Genomic DNA, 16,540 nt, shown 5'->3' with positions numbered 1-16,540 from the left:
ATGATTCGTTTCCTGATACAACGGCCTATTGCCGTCTTGATGGCTTTTACGGCCTGCTTTATTATAGGAATGGTGACCTATTTTTCCATTCCGGTGTCTTTATTGCCCGATATTGCCATTCCGGAAATTACGGTTCAAATTACAGGTCAGAACACGTCGGCTCGCGAACTGGAGAATACGATTGTCAAACCTATCCGCCAGCAATTAATGCAAGTAGCGGGTTTGAAGGATATCCAAAGCGAAACGCGTGACGGAAATGGAGTGGTCCGTTTAAGTTTCGAATTTGGGACCAATACCGACTTGGCCTTTATAGAAGTGAACGAGAAAATAGATGCTGCCATGAGCCATTTATCTCGTGAAATAGAACGTCCGCGTGTAGTTAAGGCGAGCGCAACGGATATTCCGGTTTTTTGCTTGAATCTTACGCTGAAAGAGGCAGGAAAGGTAGATGAGGAAGAGGCGTTCCTTGATTTGTGCCAATTTGCAGAGACAGTCATCAAACGTCGTATCGAGCAATTGCCGGAGGTGGCAATGGTGGATGTAACGGGGTTGGTCGGGAGACAATTGCAAATCATTCCGGACCGAAACCGGATGGAAACTTCCGGCATTACCTTGGAAGACATCGAAACGGCATTAGCTAATAATAATGTGGAACCGGGGAGCATGACCGTTCGCGATGGTTATTATGAATACAATATCAAATTTTCTACGCTCCTCCGTACCGTCGACGATGTAAAACAGATTTATATCCGTAAAGAAGGGCGTCTGTTCCAATTGAAAGATTTGGCGCATATATCGATTGTGCCTGAGAAAGAGACGGGAATATCCATGTCGGGAGGAAAGCGTGCCGTGACATTGGCGATTATCAAGCAATCCGACGAGAGTATGGATCGTATGAAAGAATCGTTGGGAGAAGTGACAGATTATTTCGCTTCGATTTATCCAGATATCGAATTTACGATTACTCGAAACCAAACGGAGTTGCTGGATTATACCATTTCGAACCTGAAGCAGAACCTATCGTTAGGTTTCTTCTTTATTTGCATTGTAGCGGTCTTGTTTTTGGGTGATGTGAAGAGTCCGTTGGTCATTGGGTTGAGTATGGTGGTGAGCCTTATCACCAGTTTCTTGTTTTTTTACATGTTTCACATGTCGCTGAATATCATTTCGCTTTCCGGTTTGATTCTCGCTTTGGGTATGATGATTGATAGCTCTATTATCGTGACAGAAAACATTACCCAATATCGTGCTCGGGGCGATTCGTTGGAAGAGGCATGTACGAAAGGAACAGCTGAAGTCATTACGCCGATGCTCAGCTCTACGCTTACTACGATTGCTGTCTTTTTCCCTTTGGTGTTCATGAGTGGAATTGCAGGAGCGATTTTTTTTGACCAAGCTTTTGCGGTGACGGTCGGGTTATTGGTTTCGTATTTTACAGGTATTATGTTGTTGCCTGTGTTATATAAGTTAGTATATAGTATCCCGAAATCTCGCTTTCGTTGGTTGCAAGTGAATGTGAACAATTTGATTAAAGAACATACATTAGATCATTTTTATGACCGTGGTGTGGACTTTGTATTTCGTCACAAACGGACGACTTGGATTCTTTCTGGCCTCACGATACCCTTTTGCGTCTATTTGTTTTTGGCTGTACCGAAATCGCGGATGCCAGAAATAGACCAGAATGAATTAATAGTTCATTTGGAATGGAACGAAAATATACATCTGGATGAAAATCGGACCCGCATAGCTCTTTTGATGCAAGAAGCAGATAAGCAAGGGGCGCAGCATACGGCCTATATCGGCCAACAACAATTTTTGTTGAATCGAGATCGTGAACTTTCCATATCGGAAGCGGAACTTTATTTTAAAACAGCCGAGGCAAGCCAGATTGCTCCGCTTCAGCAAACGATTGTAACCTGGATTCGGGCACATTATCCTTCGGCCGTTGTTTCCTTTGCTCCACCTGAAACTGTTTTCGAGAAACTGTTTGATACGGGCGAGGCGGATATCGTGGCCGAACTCTATGCTCGAAATAAAGAGGTAACACCGGATGCGGTTGAAATCCAACATATAGAGCAAGACATCGAAGAAGTTTCCGGGGAAAGGCCTGTGGGTGTTGCATTCGACAACCAATTGAACCTTTCAATAGATTACCAGAAACTTCTGCTTTATGGCATTTCCTACGAAGAGGTCTACCGCACACTTCGGACAGCCTTTAAAGAAAATGAGATCGCTACACTCCGTTCTTACCAACAATATTTACCCATTACATTAGCCGGCAAAGAACAGACAATTCAAGATATTTTACAACAAACACTTCTTCGTGTGGTATCGGTTTCCGAAACAGACGGAAAGGAAGAAGTCCGTTTCGTTCCGCTCCGTGCGTTGGTGAAAGTTTCGCCTGGGCAGGATTTGAAGACTCTGACGGCAGGAAAGAATGGCGAGTTTATCCCTTTCAGTTTTCATCATGTAAGGGATGCCAAGGCACTTGTGGAGGAAATCCGAACCGTTATTCGTACAGACGACCATTATCGGGATACCTGGGATGTGGATTTTAGAGGTAGTTTCTTTTCAAACCAAGAGATGTTGAATGAGTTGGTCGTGATTCTTTTTATCTCTATTTTGTTGATGTATTTTATTTTAGCAGCTCAATTCGAGAGTTTTCTCCAACCGCTTATTGTGTTGACAGAAATACCCATCGATATCGCTGCCGCACTTTTGACGCTTTGGATTTTCGGGCACACGCTGAATCTGATGAGTGCGATTGGGATTGTAGTTACGTGCGGTATTATTATTAATGACTCGATTTTGAAGCTGGATGCTATCAATGAACTGCGACGGGAAGGGTATCCGCTCCTCGAAGCTATACACGAGGCAGGGCGTAGGCGACTTCGTCCGATTATGATGACCTCGCTCACCACGATATTCGGCATGGTTCCATTGCTTTTTTCGTTCGATTTGGGGAGCGAGTTGCAAAAGCCGCTTTCGATAGCGATGATATCTGCAATGCTTATTGGAACGGCCGTTAGTTTGTTTGTCGTGCCGCTTGTGTATTGGACTATTTATAAAAAGAAGGATGCAACAAGGACTGCTACATAAGAAAGGCTTTTTCTTGCGTCGCTTCGGTCGTAGCAGGGCTAGATGTAACACTTCTTGCGTCGCTCCGGTCGTAGCAGGGCTAGATGTAACACTTCTTGCGTCGCTCCGGTCATAGCAGGGCTAGATGTAACACTTCTTGTGTCGCTTCGGTCGTAGCAGGGCTAGATGTAACACTTCTTGCGTCGCTCAGGTTGTAGCAAGACAAGAAGTTGTGTTTCATAAGGATAATGAATGAAGAATAAAATATGAATAGAAAAGAAATAATGAAAATGCAGTTGATAGCGATACTTCTTTGCTTCGCTCCCTTCGTAGCGGGACAGACGATTGAACTTTCGCTCGAGAAAACGATTCAGTTGGCGGCGGATAGTTCGCTGGAGGCTTTCCGAAGCAAGAATTTGTATTTGTCCGGCTATTGGGAATACCGTAATTATAAGGCGGAGCGGTTACCCAGCCTCACGTTGAACCTCACCCCGGCGCAATACTACCGCGATATTACCCGAAGGTACGACTCTGAAGCCGATTTGGATGTCTACCGTAAGCAACAGTCCTTCTACGCGAGCGGAAATCTGAACGTGACGCAGAATTTCGACCTCCTGGGCGGCAGTTTCTACCTCGATACCGATTTGGGCTACATGCGTTCGTTTGGCGAAAACGATTACAATCAGTTCACGACGGTTCCGATACGCATTGGGTATAGCCAGGATTTGATTGGATACAATGCATTTCGGTGGGCACGGAAGATTGAACCTTTGAAATATGAGAAGGTGAAAAAGGAATTCCTCTATAATATGGAATCTATCAGCGAGCAGGCAACTACCTATTTTTTTGCTTTGGCGATGGCGCAAGTAGAATACGATATGGCTAAGGAGAATGTAGCCAATACGGATACACTCTATCGTACGGGTCAGGAACGACATAAGATAGCAGCTATTAGCCAAGAAGATTTATTAACACTTAAATTGGATGCCATTAATGCGCGAAACACCTTGCAGAACGCTGAAATATCGCTTCAACGCGCGATGTTTAGTTTGGCATCTTATTTAAACTTCGACAAGAATCGTACGATACGCCTGCGATTGCCTTCTCGCCCGCGAAAATTGGAAATACCTGTCAGCGAAGCGCTACGCATGGCACGTGAAAATAATCCGGAACTCTTGGCCTCAAAGCAAAGCATCTTAGAAGCCGAGCAGGAAGTAGATAGAACCAAGAAAGAGTCGCTTTTCAATGCCTCAGTGAATGCGAGCATTGGCTTCAATCAAGTAGCCTCTTCCTTTAAAGAAGCCTATAGGGATCCTTTGCAGCAAGACGTGGTGTCTGTTTCTGTATCAATACCTTTGATTGATTGGGGTGTACGTAAAGGAAAACATAACATAGCGAAAAGTAACCTCCGTATTGCCCAGACAACGGCAGAGCAGACGGCTATTAGTGTTGAAGAGGAGGTTATCATGACGGTAGGAGACTTTCATATCCAGCAGCACCTTATCCAGAGCGCGGAGGAAGCTTTGGATATCGCTTTGATGGCTTACCAGAAAACCAAGCAACGTTTTCTGATTGGCAAGGCAGACCTGAATAGCATGACGCTTTCGCTCAATCGTCAGCAAGAAGCCCAGCGAAATTATATCAATGCTTTACAAAACTATTGGCTAAGTTACTATAAGATACGGAAGTTGACATTGCATGATTTTGAGGTAGGCATTTCGCTTTCGAATGAATTTGACTATGAGCATGGGCTTTAAACGGAATATATCAGCATTTACTTGGATTGTAGCTTTTCTCTGTGCGGCGCTGGCGGGGTTGGCGCTTATTCCTTTGCTTCCCGTGAAACTTTCGCCCTCACGGACTTTGCCACAATTGAGCATTAGCTATAATATGGCAGGAAACTCTTCTCGTGTCATCGAGATGGAAGTTACTTCAAGGTTGGAGTCTATGCTTTCTCGCATCAAAGGCGTTAAGGAAATTACATCGACATCTGGCAATGGTTGGGGACGCATCACCCTCGAATTGGATAAACATACCAATATAGATGCAGCCCGTTTTGAGGCTTCTACGATTGTACGCCAAACATGGCCCGACCTGCCTGATGGCGTAACTTATCCTGTCTTGGAAATGAGCCGTCCTGATGATCGAGCCTCGCGTCCTTTCTTGAGTTATACGCTGAATGCTGCGGCAACACCTATTTTTATCCAACGTTTTGCCGAAAATCAAATCAAGCCTCGACTTAGTACGATACAAGGTATCTACCAGATTCAAGTGAGTGGTGCCACACCTATGGAATGGCATTTAGAGTATGATAGCGAGCAACTTACTGAATTGGGTATTACTGTATCGGATATTCAGACCGCCATTATTCATTATTACCAAAAGGAATTTTTGGGGATAGCAGATATTTCCCATCAAACAGACGTACGCAAATGGATGCGCCTCGCTCTTTTACCGGAAAGAGAATCACATGGATTCGAAGCAAACCGGATAAGTGTACGGGCGGCTAACGGGCAATTGATACGTCTTGACCAACTATTGAAAGTGACTCGCCAGGAAGAGGAACCGCAAAGTTATTATCGAATCAATGGATTGAATTCCATCTATCTATCTATATGGGCCGACGAGACCGCCAACCAATTGAAGTTGGCTCAAGAAGTAAAAGAAGAAATGGCACATATCCAAACGATCCTTCCTGCCGGATACGAGATACATACCAGTTACGATGCAACTGAGTATATCCAAGAAGAACTGGATAAAATATATGTCCGTACGGGGCTGACCATCCTCATCCTCCTGCTCTTCATCCTTCTGATTACGTGGAACGTGCGGTATATGCTTCTAATCGTTATTAGTCTAAGTATAAACTTATGCATAGCCGTTATCTTTTATTACTTATTTGGCTTGGAAATACAATTATATTCGTTGGCAGGTATCACTATATCGTTGAGCTTAGTCATCGATAATACCATCGTTATGACTGACCACATTCGTAGGCGTCACGACTTAAAAGCATTCCTGTCGATTCTGGCGGCTACGCTTACGACTATTGGAGCTTTGGTAATCATTTTCTTTCTCGATGAACGTATTCGCCTTAATTTGCAGGATTTTGCTGCGGTAGTGATAATTAACTTGGCCGTTTCACTCTTTATCGCCCTTTTTCTTGTGCCGGCTTTGATAGAGAAGTTAAAGTTAGGGGAGAAGAAGAAAAGGGGGAATACGGAGGTGTGGAGGCACGGAGTCCTTACGAAATGGAGTAAAAATCTGCGAACCTTATGCTTCCGAGCCAAGATTTATTTTATGCGTTATTATCGAGCTCAGATTCGTTTTCTTTGCCAATGGAAGAAGATAGCTTGCATTGTGTTGGTCTTGGCTTTCGGTTTGCCTATCTTTCTTTTGCCTGAAAAAATTGAATATGACGATAAAAAACACTATTCGTCTACCGACTCTTTATGCATAGATATGTATAATAAGGGCATGAAGAACGAGGTATGGAAAGAGGATATCAAACCGATTGTGGATAAAGCCTTGGGTGGTACTTTGCGTTTGTTTGTAGAGAAAGTATATGAGGGAAGTTATTTTACGCGTAATGATGAAACTGTACTGAACATTACAGCCTCGATGCCCAATGGGACTACGCTTGCGCAAATGAATACACTTATCAATCGGATGGAGGCTTTCCTCAGTACGTATAAAGAGATACGTCAATTCCAAACCCATATTTATAATGCCCGGCAAGCAGGCATTGATGTGTATTTCACACGGGAGGCCGAACGAAGCGGCTTTCCGTATACGCTCAAAAGCCAGGTCATCAGTAAAGCGCTCGAATTGGGAGGCGGAAGTTGGGGCGTCTGGGGATTGATGGATCAAGGATTTAGTAACGATGTGCGGGAGGGTGCTGGCTCTTATCGCATCGAAATGTATGGTTATAATTACGATGAGCTTTATAAATGGGCGGAAAAACTAAAGGCAAAGCTGCTTACATACCGGCGTATTAAAGAGGTGTTCATCAATTCCCAATTCTCGTGGTGGAAAGATGACTATCAAGAGTTTTATTTTAATCTTGACAAAGCGCGCATGGCGCAAGCAGGCATTCAGCCGATGGAACTTTTTGCCTCGGTCAGTCCTATTTTCGGGCAAGATATCTACGCCGGAAATATCCTTGTCGATAATGAAATGGAGAAATTGAAACTCTCTTCCCTCCAATCAAAAACTTATGATATATGGAATATGCAATATTTCCCGGCCCGGATAGGCGAGAAGTATTATAAGCTCTCTGATTTGACTTCGGTCGAGAAGGGACAGATGCCGCAAGAAATCGCTAAAGTCGACCAACAATACAAACTTTGTCTCCAGTATGAATACATTGGTTCGACAAACCAAGGGGCGAAAATACAAAAACAACTGGTCAAAGATTTTCAACGTCTGTTGCCTATGGGATATACTGCCAAGGTAGACAACAATTATTACTATGGATGGGGCGAGGATGATGACGCGCAATACCTGCTTCTTGCGCTTATCATCGTCATTATCTTCTTTATGACCAGCATCCTGTTCAATTCGTTGAGGCAGCCGTTGGCCGTTATTTTTGTCATTCCGATTTCTTATATCGGCGTTTTCTTGACATTTTATGGGTTTAAGCTCAACTTCGACCAAGGAGGCTTTGCGGCATTCGTCCTGCTTTGTGGCATCACCGTGAATGCCAGTATTTATATTCTCAATGAGTACAATCAAATCAAAGAACGTTTTCCCCTTATGCCTCCGCTCCGAGCCTACTTGAAAGCCTGGAATGCAAAAATCATCCCGATTTCCCTGACGGTTATTTCGACTATCTTGGGTTTTGTTCCTTTTATGATAGGCGAAGAGAAAGAGGCTTTTTGGTTTCCTATGGCTGCGGGTACCATCGGAGGATTGGTTATGTCCATCGTGGGGATTTTCCTCTATTTACCTATCTTTACGGTACCTAAGTCTCGGAAAGGAAAGGTTCAATCCGTCCCAAACGAGAGGTAAGGACGGAGTCGGCGCCGGTCTTCGGGTGTGAATTCTTCGAGCAACCGAAGGTCGTCCCATCCTGTAATCTGTCCTTTCCGGCGAATGACGGAAAGCAAGGCAATCGTCTGCGGTTTGTCTATATACGGATGGCGGATAAGGGTTCGGAAATCAGCTTGATTGACAAGAATAGGGCGAATAAGCGTCGTATCCACACAAAACCAAGGAGCCAGCGCGGCATACCGTTCTTCGTCGATGCCATACACTTCGGCCAATTGCGTTACGGAATAGAAACCTCCCAACAAATCGCGGTATTTTACGATTCGGTGCGAAAAGGCTTCGCCAATACCCGGTACTTTCCGGAGCGTAAGGCTATCGGCGCTATTCAGTTCGACCACCGTTCCGCGCGGAAACTTATTCGATACATAACGTTTGGATTGCTTTCGGGCGGCATGGGAGGGCTGGAATTGGCGTGCTTCCCGATAAGTTTTTGTCCTCTTTTCCTGTTTTTTCGGAGGCTGAGGCTTGGGAACCGGGTGCGCGAGGCTATCGTCTGTCTCCGTCTGGAGCACCGTCCGAATGGTATCTCCAGGGATGTTTTCGTCCATCGGTTCGGGGATCGGCTCCGGTTCTGTCCACCATAAGGCCACCCATATACCTATTATTAATAAAGAAAGAACCGTGAGCGCCCGTCGTTCGCCCGCCGAGAAATAGAACCAATCACGTAAATTATTCATAGCTGTTTTGTTTTTATGTTGTTTTACCGGATTCAAAGGTACGAAATATTTGCCAAATAATCCTTTGCCCGGGACGAAAAACTTGAAAGTATACGGGATATTCTCTATCTTTAGGCTAAAGATGCCTATCTGCAGCTTAAAGATACATATCTTCAACCTAAAGATATATATCTTCAGGCTAAAGATAGAGAATGTCTCGTATGTTTTTACTTTTAAGACAGGCATCCATCTGTTTTGTTCCAGGCAGGAAATGTTTTTCGGAAGTAAAAAATTTTTTATCCTTTAAGTAATGTTTATGCCTTGATAAATAGAGAATAACGCCATTGTGTTGTACAACATAATTCTCAAACAGGGCGTAAAAAGTTGTCTATCTCGCAAAGTCTTTCTAATTTGCGCTCGTTCTAAAAAGGATTTAGAACCCATCTTTATTGTTAAACTTATTAATGCCTGATATCAAATGAAAGTATATCAAACAAATGAGATTAAGAACATATCTATTTTAGGTAGTTCAGGTGCAGGGAAAACCACTCTCGCGGAAGCGATGCTTTACGAGGGTGGTGTTATAAAACGTCGTGGTAGTGTAGAGAACAAAAATACGGTTTGCGACTATTTCCCTGTGGAAAAGGAATATGGTTATTCGGTATTCTCAACGGTTTTTAGCGTGGAATGGCAAGACCGGAAGCTGAATTTCATCGATTGTCCGGGTTCGGATGATTTTATTGGTGGAGCTGTTTCTGCGTTGAATGTGACGGATACGGCTTTGATGGTCTTGAACGCGCAATATGGTGTGGAAGTCGGGACAATCAATCAATTCCGCTATACGGAGCAATTCCATAAACCGGTTATCTTCGTAGTGAACCAATTGGATAACGATAAGGCTGATTTCGAAGGAACAGTTGCCCAGTTGAAAGACCGTTGGGGTAGCAAAGTGGTACAAATACAATATCCTGTAGTTTGCGGACCTTCATTCAATGCCGTAGTCGATGTGTTGAAAATGAAAATGTACCGTTGGAAACCCGAAGGAGGTGTGCCTGACGTGCTTGAAATTCCGGCTGAAGAGATGGAAAAAGCCATGGAATTACATAAAGCATTGGTAGAAGCAGCGGCCGAACATGATGATGTATTGATGGAACGTTTCTTCGAGGAAGGAACGCTGAGTGAAGATGATATGCGTGCCGGTATCCGTGCAGGCTTGGTTACGCGTGATATGTTCCCGGTATTCTGTGTATGTGCAGGCCGCGATATGTGTGTACGTCGTACCTTGGAATTCTTAGGAAATGTAGTTCCATGTACAGACAAGATGCCGCGTTTGGTTACGACGGAAGGCGTGGAAGTAACACCTGATTCGGAGGGTCCGACCAGCCTCTTCTTCTTCAAGACAACCGTTGAACCGCATATCGGGCAGGTTTCTTATTTTAAAGTTATTTCAGGTAAAGTAAAGTCGGGCGATGACTTGGTGAATGCCGACCGTGGTTCGAAGGAACGTATTGCACAATTATTTGTGACTGACGGGCAAACACGTACGGAAGTACCTGAAATGGTAGCGGGTGATATAGGCGCTACGGTGAAATTGAAAGATGTGCGCCGAGGAAATACGTTGAATGGCAAAGGATGTGATTATCGTTTCGACTTTATTAAATATCCGGATCCGAAGTATCGTCGAGCTATTAAACCTGTGAACGAAGCGGATGCCGAAAAGATGATGGAAATATTGACCCGGATGCGCGAGGAAGACCCTACTTGGGTAATAGAGCAGTCGAAGGAATTAAAACAGACTATCGTCTCAGGACAAGGCGAATTCCATCTTCGTACGTTAAAATGGCGAATTGAAAACAATGATAAATTGCCGATTGAGTTCTTAGAACCGAAGATTCCGTATCGTGAGACTATCACAAAAGCGGCACGTGCGGATTATCGGCATAAGAAGCAATCCGGAGGTGCAGGCCAGTTCGGTGAAGTACATTTGATTATTGAACCTTATTACGAAGGTATGCCTGCTCCTGATACGTATCGTTTCGGCGGACAAGAATATAAGATGAATGTCCGGGATACGCAGACTATCGATTTGGAATGGGGTGGCAAGTTGGTATTTGTCAATTGTATCGTGGGTGGCGCTATTGATGCGCGCTTCTTGCCGGCTATCCTAAAGGGAATCATGTCTCGTATGGAACAAGGACCGTTGACGGGGTCATACGCTCGCGATGTCCGTATTTGTGTATATGATGGAAAGATGCATCCGGTAGACAGCAACGAAATCTCGTTCATGTTGGCAGGTCGAAATGCGTTTAGCATGGCATTTAAAGAGGCAGGACCGAAGATTTTGGAACCTGTATATGATGTAGAAGTCTCTGTCCCGGCCGATTTCTTAGGCGATGTAATGAGCGATTTGCAAGGACGTCGTGCTATGATTATGGGCATGAATAGTGAGAAAGGCTTCGAGAAGTTGCAAGCTAAAGTTCCTTTGAAAGAGTTGTCTAATTATTCGACTTCGCTTAGCTCCATTACGGGTGGGCGTGCATCGTTTACTATGAAGTTTGCTTCGTATGAATTAGTGCCTTCCGATGTACAAGAGAAATTGCTGAAAGAATATGAAGCTACTCAAGCCGATGATTGATAAGTGCTTAGTTAAATAAATGATTGTTGTATGAAAGAGGGGAATGTCTCGCAAGAGCGTCCCCTCTTTGAATATATTTCAGGCGATGATATGGTTTAAATCGATTCTTATTTGGATTTGTTTTATACCGATAGCTATCCTTAATGGTGGTTTGCGCGAGTATCTTGCGATGAAATGGGACGCAGCCTTTTGGCTTTTACCCTTGAGTAGCATTACGTTGAGTCTTTTTATCTTTTTGTTGGCATGGCTTTTGCTTCCTCGTTTAGGGCGATTGGAAGCAAGGACTTACTTTAAAATCGGAATGTTGTGGGTTGTTTTAACCTGCTTGTTTGAATTTTCGTTTGGATTATTGACGGGAAGTAGTTGGGAACAACTTTGGGCTGCTTACAATCCTTTAACGGGTAATTGGTGGATACTTGTCTTGCTGACTACAGGATGGACGCCTCTCTTTGTGAATAAGTTATCGAGTCGTTGGCGGGGCTTTTAAGGAAGTGATTTTCTTTATGCGGGGAATTTTCGTACCTTTGTCTGAATGATGCTTGAATTTATGCTTATCATCGGATGGGATTATCGTTATAATCGAAAAGGATTCTCGTTGGAATTAAATGGGATGATAGTTATGAAACGAAAAGAAGATAAGCACCGGAATGTTAATTTATAGAAGAAAGGAAGAATATGAAATTGAGCGACAATTGGTTTACGGCTTTGTCGGAGAATGAACGAGGCGATATCATCACGGTTTATGGGCGAGAGGATTTGGATGCTTTTCGGACATCCGGAAAATTCAAAGAGCGGGTGGAAATCACATGGAAGTATGAACCGGACGCACATGGGATGCCTTCAGACGAAGTGGCTGCGCGCATGGAAGAGATGGAAGAAGCGCTTCGCCGGGAAATGGAAAAGGATAAGTTGGCTATTCAAACGGCGGTGTATACAGGCGGAGGCGAAAAGACATGGGTTTATTATACCCGTTCGGCGCGTGTCTTTGGTGAATATCTGAATCAAGCTTTGGCGCATTTGGAAATGCTTCCTATTTCGCTTTACGTGGAGGCCGATGCCGGTTGGGAAGAATATCTGGATATGTACGAAATGCGTGAATGGGCGGTTGATAAATAAAAGCGTGCAGAGGTGTTGTTATTTTTGTAGAAAAAAACTACCTTTGTCTTCGTTCATTAGAAAATATGGCAAAGAAAGTAAAACTTATCGTACAAGGACTGACCAGCAGTCAGGTGCAATCAGGAGCGTATGCCTTGATATTGGCTGAAGCAGAAGGGCCATATCGCATTCCTATTATTGTAGGGACAGCTGAAGCACAGTCTATTGCTATCGCGTTGGAGCGTTTAGTGCCGCCTCGTCCGTTGACGCACGATTTGTTTGTGAGTTTCACGCATTCGTTCGGGATATTGCTTCAAGAGGTCTTTATTTATAAATTCGAGGATGGCGTGTTTTATTCAGAAATGGTTTTATTTGATGGGGAACGGCAAGTACGCATTGATTCGCGGACTTCGGATGCCATTGCGGTTGCCTTGCGCTTGAAAGCACCCGTTTTTACGACCGATGAAATTGTGCGTGAGTGTGGTTTGATATTAGAAGAACCCAATGCCACGGAGGAAGAGGATGAGGAGGATGATATCGCATCGGCCGACATGCCTTTCGCTTACGATTCGGATTTGACTCCAGCTGATTTTCAAGACAAAGCGTCGTTGGATGATTGGCTTGCCAACCTCTCGGAGACTCTTTTGAAAGAGAAACTGGCCGATGCCATCGAAGACGAACAGTACGAGTTCGCCAAAATATATAAGGATGAATTAAAACGGCGGGAAGGAACTAATACAGAATAAATATGGAGGTTGCGGCAGGTTTTGGGTTCATTTCGTTGGTAAGAGGACTGGTCGGTATCGCCAGCGTACTGGCGGTTTCTTATTTGTTAAGTTATGATCGGAAACGGATTGATTGGAAATTAGTGGGAGGCGGTTTGCTCATTCAGGTGGGGCTGGCGCTTTCCATTTTATATATTCCTCCGGTGGGGGCATTGTTTGAGGCGTTAGGCAAGGTGTTTGTGAAGCTGATGGATTTTACCGGTGCGGGTTTGAATTTCTTGTTGGGGCCGTACGCGTCGAAGGCGGCAGGATTCAGCTTCCTGCTTCATTCTTTGCCTATCGTGATTTTCTTTTCTGCTTTGGTTTCCTTGTTTTATTATTGGGGCATTATCCAGCGTGTCGTCGGGGCATTGTCGTGGTTGCTCCGCAAGGTGATGAATATCTCCGGGACAGAGGGACTTGTGGCGTGCGGGAATATTTTCCTTGGCATGACAGAGTCGCCTGTGTTAATCAAGAACTATCTTCCTGTCATGAATCGTTCGGAGTTGTTCTTGGTTATGGTCTCGGGCATGGGAACCATTGCCGGTTCCGTTATGGGAAGTTATGTCGGTATGTTAGGCGGAACGGACCCTGCGGCACAACAGCTTTTTGCCACACATCTGCTGTCGGCGTCAGTGATGGCCGTGCCGGGTTCGATTGTGATTGCGAAGATTATCTGTCCGCAGACCGAGCCTGTAGTAGATAAAGCGGTGCCGGAATGGGGTGAAGAGGGACATACGAATGTGTTGGGCGCCATCTCTTCCGGGACGGTGACGGGCGTGAAGCTCATGACCAATATCGCTGCAATGTTGCTTGTCTTTATCTCGCTGGTGGCGATGGTGAATTTCATCACTTGCGATTTGATAGGGCATTATACGGGATTGAACGATTGGATTGTGAAAGTATCTGATGGCCGGGCGGAAGGCTTGACGTTCCAGTTCATGCTCGGCATGGTGATGTCGCCCTTTATGTGGTTGATTGGCGTGCCGGGTGGCGATATGATTGCGGTCGGTTCTTTGTTAGGGCAAAAGACTATTTTGAATGAGTTTGTGGCCTATTTCCAGTTGCAACAATGGAAAGATGCGGGCATCTTCCTTTCGCAGAAGTCGGTTATTATGTCTACCTATTTATTGTGCGGTTTTGCCAATATCTCTTCAATCGGGATACTTTTGGGTGGACTGGGCGTCTTGGCGCCTGGAAAGAAAGAGTTAATTGCCCGGACGGGTGTGAAGTCGATGATTGGCGGCGCGCTGGTCTCGGTTCTTTCGGCCACTATTATTGGAATGATTTTAGGATAAATAATTATAGAGAGAATAAGTTATGCAATTGTTTTATGCACCTGATATCGCTTCGAATCCGATTCTTCCCGAAGAGGAATCAGGACATTGTACACGGGTGCTCCGTTTGACGGAAGGTGCGGAAATCGAATTGACGGATGGGAAGGGTGCTTTTTATCGGGTGGTCATTACTGCGGCTCATCCCAAGCACTGCGCCGTGAATATCTTAGAGACGTGGAATCCAGCGAAACCTTGGAATGCCTATATCCATATCGCTGTGGCGCCTACGAAGAACATGGACCGTATGGAATGGTTTGCCGAAAAGGCGACAGAAATCGGTATCGATGAGATTACTTGCCTCCGCTGCCGCTTCTCGGAACGGAAAGAAATCAAGACGGCTCGGTTGGAGAAAATCCTGGTGAGCGCCATGAAGCAATCCCAGAAGGCTGTGCTGCCGAAACTCAACGACATGACGGATTTCCGCGACTTCGTGAAGCGTCCGTTCGACGGACAGAAATTCATTGCGCATTGCGAAGAAGGCGAAAAACCTTTGTTGAAAGACGTTTATCGGCCGGGCTCGAATGCCTTGGTGCTGATTGGTCCGGAAGGGGATTTCAGTCCGGAAGAGATTCGCTGGGCGGAAGAACAGGGTTTCCAACCCATCTCGTTAGGGAAGAGCCGGCTGCGTACTGAAACGGCAGCACTTGCCTCCTGTTTGACTTTACACGTATTGCAATGAAACAGTTATTTTTCCTCCTGATTCTTTGGCTGAGCAGCTTCGCAAAGGCTTCCACGGTGGATACGATTCTTGTTCGAAGTACGAAGATGCAAAAGGAGATTAAAGTCGTTACGATTGTCCCAGACGTGGCGCAGACGAAGCGTTGCCCCGTTGTGTATCTCTTGCATGGCCATGGCGGTTATTACAAAACGTGGCTCATTATCAAACCAAATTTGCCGGAGCTGGCAGACGAGAAAGGGTTTATCTTTGTCTGCCCCGATGGCGAGGAGAGCTGGTATTGGGACAGCCCGCTGCACGCCGATGTGCAATACGAGACCTTCATTTCCTCCGAATTGGTGCAGTACATCGACGCGCATTACCCGACCGACGCCCGGCGCGAACGGCGTGCCATTTCGGGTCTCAGCATGGGCGGGCATGGCGCGCTTTGGAACGCCATCCGCCATCCTGACGTTTTTGGGGCGGCGGGCAGCATGAGCGGCGGAGTCGATATCCGTCCTTTCCCCAAGAGTTGGAATATGTACAAGCAACTGGGCGAGCGCGACGCGCATCCGGAAGTCTGGGACGCCCACACGGTGGCGAACCTCGTCCCGCAGCTGGAGCCGGGTCGCCTGGCGCTCATCTTCGATTGCGGCACAGAGGATTTCTTCCTCGAGGTGAATCGCCAGTTCCACGCCGCGTTGTTGGAAAAGGGCATTCCGCACGACTTTATTGTCCGCCCCGGCGCGCACAATAATACTTATTGGAACAATTCCATCGACTACCACCTGCTCTTCTTCCAGAAATATTTTAGGAAATGAAAGACTAAAAAATTAACTAATCTTGCCGCGTGATGCGGAATTTGAACGAATAAAGCAGTTGCTGTAATAATATATTTTTGAACACGGAGGCGCAGAGACACAGCACTTTTAATTGTGCTGCGTTTCCGTGTTTTTACCCTTCTAAACCCTGCCGAATCCAATTATAAATCCCGCTATCCACGCCGCCGTTTCCGCCATCCACGCCGCCGATTTATACCTATATTATAATATAAGGGCACGCAGAGGACGCGGACTGAAGCGTAGACAACCGCAGATTTTTATTGTGGGCTGACGCACTTTTTTGCGTCATGCTGAACAAAACCAAAGCATCTCAGGAGGTTGCGGTCGAACCTCGAAGAGGTTCAACCATGCTTAACCGAGGGTGATGCGAAGCGTCACCTTCGGTAAGAACGATACCCACAATCCCGACCCCAGCGGGGTCGAACA

The 16,540-nt window shown here is 45.4% G+C and carries 11 protein-coding genes; 10 read left to right on the top strand and 1 reads right to left on the bottom strand.

Annotation, left to right across the window (positions count from 1 at the left end):
• The 3 genes from B5F77_RS10660 to B5F77_RS10650 all read left to right on the top strand — a co-directional run bounded on the left by B5F77_RS10660 (position 1) and on the right by B5F77_RS10650 (position 8,091).
• Positions 1 to 3,102: an efflux RND transporter permease subunit gene (locus tag B5F77_RS10660; RefSeq protein ID WP_087330674.1), complete on the top strand. Its 3,102-nt coding sequence runs from the start codon at positions 1 to 3 to the stop codon at positions 3,100 to 3,102.
• Positions 3,103 to 3,365: 263 nt separating this feature from the next.
• Complete coding sequence (locus tag B5F77_RS10655; protein ID WP_204244969.1) at positions 3,366 to 4,838, top strand: TolC family protein; 1,473 nt, start codon at positions 3,366 to 3,368, stop codon at positions 4,836 to 4,838.
• The gene (locus B5F77_RS10650) at positions 4,828 to 8,091 is read left to right on the top strand and encodes an efflux RND transporter permease subunit (protein ID WP_087330672.1); all 3,264 of its coding nucleotides are present in this window, start codon (positions 4,828 to 4,830) and stop codon (positions 8,089 to 8,091) included. The genes B5F77_RS10655 and B5F77_RS10650 overlap by 11 nt, the downstream gene beginning before the upstream one ends.
• Here the strand turns inward: B5F77_RS10650 and B5F77_RS10645 are convergent.
• Positions 8,067 to 8,807, bottom strand: coding sequence for a helix-hairpin-helix domain-containing protein (locus B5F77_RS10645; RefSeq protein WP_162607984.1), 741 nt, complete (start codon positions 8,805 to 8,807; stop codon positions 8,067 to 8,069). The genes B5F77_RS10650 and B5F77_RS10645 overlap by 25 nt on opposite strands.
• A gap of 457 nt (positions 8,808 to 9,264) precedes the next feature.
• Here B5F77_RS10645 and B5F77_RS10640 point away from each other — a divergent pair, with 457 nt between their 5' ends.
• The 7 genes from B5F77_RS10640 (at position 9,265) to B5F77_RS10610 (ending at position 16,093) form a co-directional block, all read left to right on the top strand.
• Positions 9,265 to 11,421, top strand: coding sequence for an elongation factor G (locus tag B5F77_RS10640; protein WP_087330597.1), 2,157 nt, complete (start codon positions 9,265 to 9,267; stop codon positions 11,419 to 11,421).
• An 85-nt stretch (positions 11,422 to 11,506) separates the two neighbouring features.
• Positions 11,507 to 11,908 (top strand): hypothetical protein, encoded by a 402-nt coding sequence (locus B5F77_RS10635; RefSeq protein WP_087330595.1) that lies wholly within the window; start codon positions 11,507 to 11,509, stop codon positions 11,906 to 11,908.
• 188 nt (positions 11,909 to 12,096) lie between these two features.
• Positions 12,097 to 12,537: a DUF695 domain-containing protein gene (locus tag B5F77_RS10630; RefSeq protein WP_087330593.1), complete on the top strand. Its 441-nt coding sequence runs from the start codon at positions 12,097 to 12,099 to the stop codon at positions 12,535 to 12,537.
• Positions 12,538 to 12,602: 65 nt separating this feature from the next.
• Positions 12,603 to 13,262 (top strand): bifunctional nuclease family protein, encoded by a 660-nt coding sequence (locus B5F77_RS10625; protein WP_087330591.1) that lies wholly within the window; start codon positions 12,603 to 12,605, stop codon positions 13,260 to 13,262.
• Positions 13,263 to 13,264: 2 nt separating this feature from the next.
• The gene (locus tag B5F77_RS10620; protein WP_087330589.1) at positions 13,265 to 14,578 is read left to right on the top strand and encodes a nucleoside transporter C-terminal domain-containing protein; all 1,314 of its coding nucleotides are present in this window, start codon (positions 13,265 to 13,267) and stop codon (positions 14,576 to 14,578) included.
• A gap of 22 nt (positions 14,579 to 14,600) precedes the next feature.
• On the top strand, positions 14,601 to 15,296 hold the full coding sequence (locus B5F77_RS10615) for a 16S rRNA (uracil(1498)-N(3))-methyltransferase (RefSeq protein WP_087330587.1): 696 nt from the start codon (positions 14,601 to 14,603) through the stop codon (positions 15,294 to 15,296).
• Complete coding sequence (locus B5F77_RS10610; RefSeq protein WP_087330585.1) at positions 15,293 to 16,093, top strand: alpha/beta hydrolase family protein; 801 nt, start codon at positions 15,293 to 15,295, stop codon at positions 16,091 to 16,093. Before B5F77_RS10615 ends, B5F77_RS10610 begins: the two co-directional genes overlap by 4 nt.
• The last annotated feature ends 447 nt before the right edge of the window (positions 16,094 to 16,540 follow it).

The organism is Parabacteroides sp. An277, assembly GCF_002159645.1.
Taxonomy (GTDB): domain Bacteria; phylum Bacteroidota; class Bacteroidia; order Bacteroidales; family Tannerellaceae; genus Parabacteroides.
This window is presented reverse-complemented; position numbering and strand designations above follow the sequence as displayed.

Excerpts from the sequence above, each read along its gene's own strand:
- B5F77_RS10660 (WP_087330674.1), top strand. The coding sequence starts at position 1 with ATGATTCGTTTCCTGATACAACGGCCTATTGCCGTCTTGATGGCTTTT.
- B5F77_RS10655 (WP_204244969.1), top strand. The coding sequence starts at position 3,366 with ATGAAAATGCAGTTGATAGCGATACTTCTTTGCTTCGCTCCCTTCGTA.
- B5F77_RS10650 (WP_087330672.1), top strand. The coding sequence starts at position 4,828 with ATGGGCTTTAAACGGAATATATCAGCATTTACTTGGATTGTAGCTTTT.
- B5F77_RS10645 (WP_162607984.1), bottom strand. The coding sequence starts at position 8,807 with ATGAATAATTTACGTGATTGGTTCTATTTCTCGGCGGGCGAACGACGG.
- B5F77_RS10640 (WP_087330597.1), top strand. The coding sequence starts at position 9,265 with ATGAAAGTATATCAAACAAATGAGATTAAGAACATATCTATTTTAGGT.
- B5F77_RS10635 (WP_087330595.1), top strand. The coding sequence starts at position 11,507 with ATGATATGGTTTAAATCGATTCTTATTTGGATTTGTTTTATACCGATA.
- B5F77_RS10630 (WP_087330593.1), top strand. The coding sequence starts at position 12,097 with ATGAAATTGAGCGACAATTGGTTTACGGCTTTGTCGGAGAATGAACGA.
- B5F77_RS10625 (WP_087330591.1), top strand. The coding sequence starts at position 12,603 with ATGGCAAAGAAAGTAAAACTTATCGTACAAGGACTGACCAGCAGTCAG.
- B5F77_RS10620 (WP_087330589.1), top strand. The coding sequence starts at position 13,265 with ATGGAGGTTGCGGCAGGTTTTGGGTTCATTTCGTTGGTAAGAGGACTG.
- B5F77_RS10615 (WP_087330587.1), top strand. The coding sequence starts at position 14,601 with ATGCAATTGTTTTATGCACCTGATATCGCTTCGAATCCGATTCTTCCC.
- B5F77_RS10610 (WP_087330585.1), top strand. The coding sequence starts at position 15,293 with ATGAAACAGTTATTTTTCCTCCTGATTCTTTGGCTGAGCAGCTTCGCA.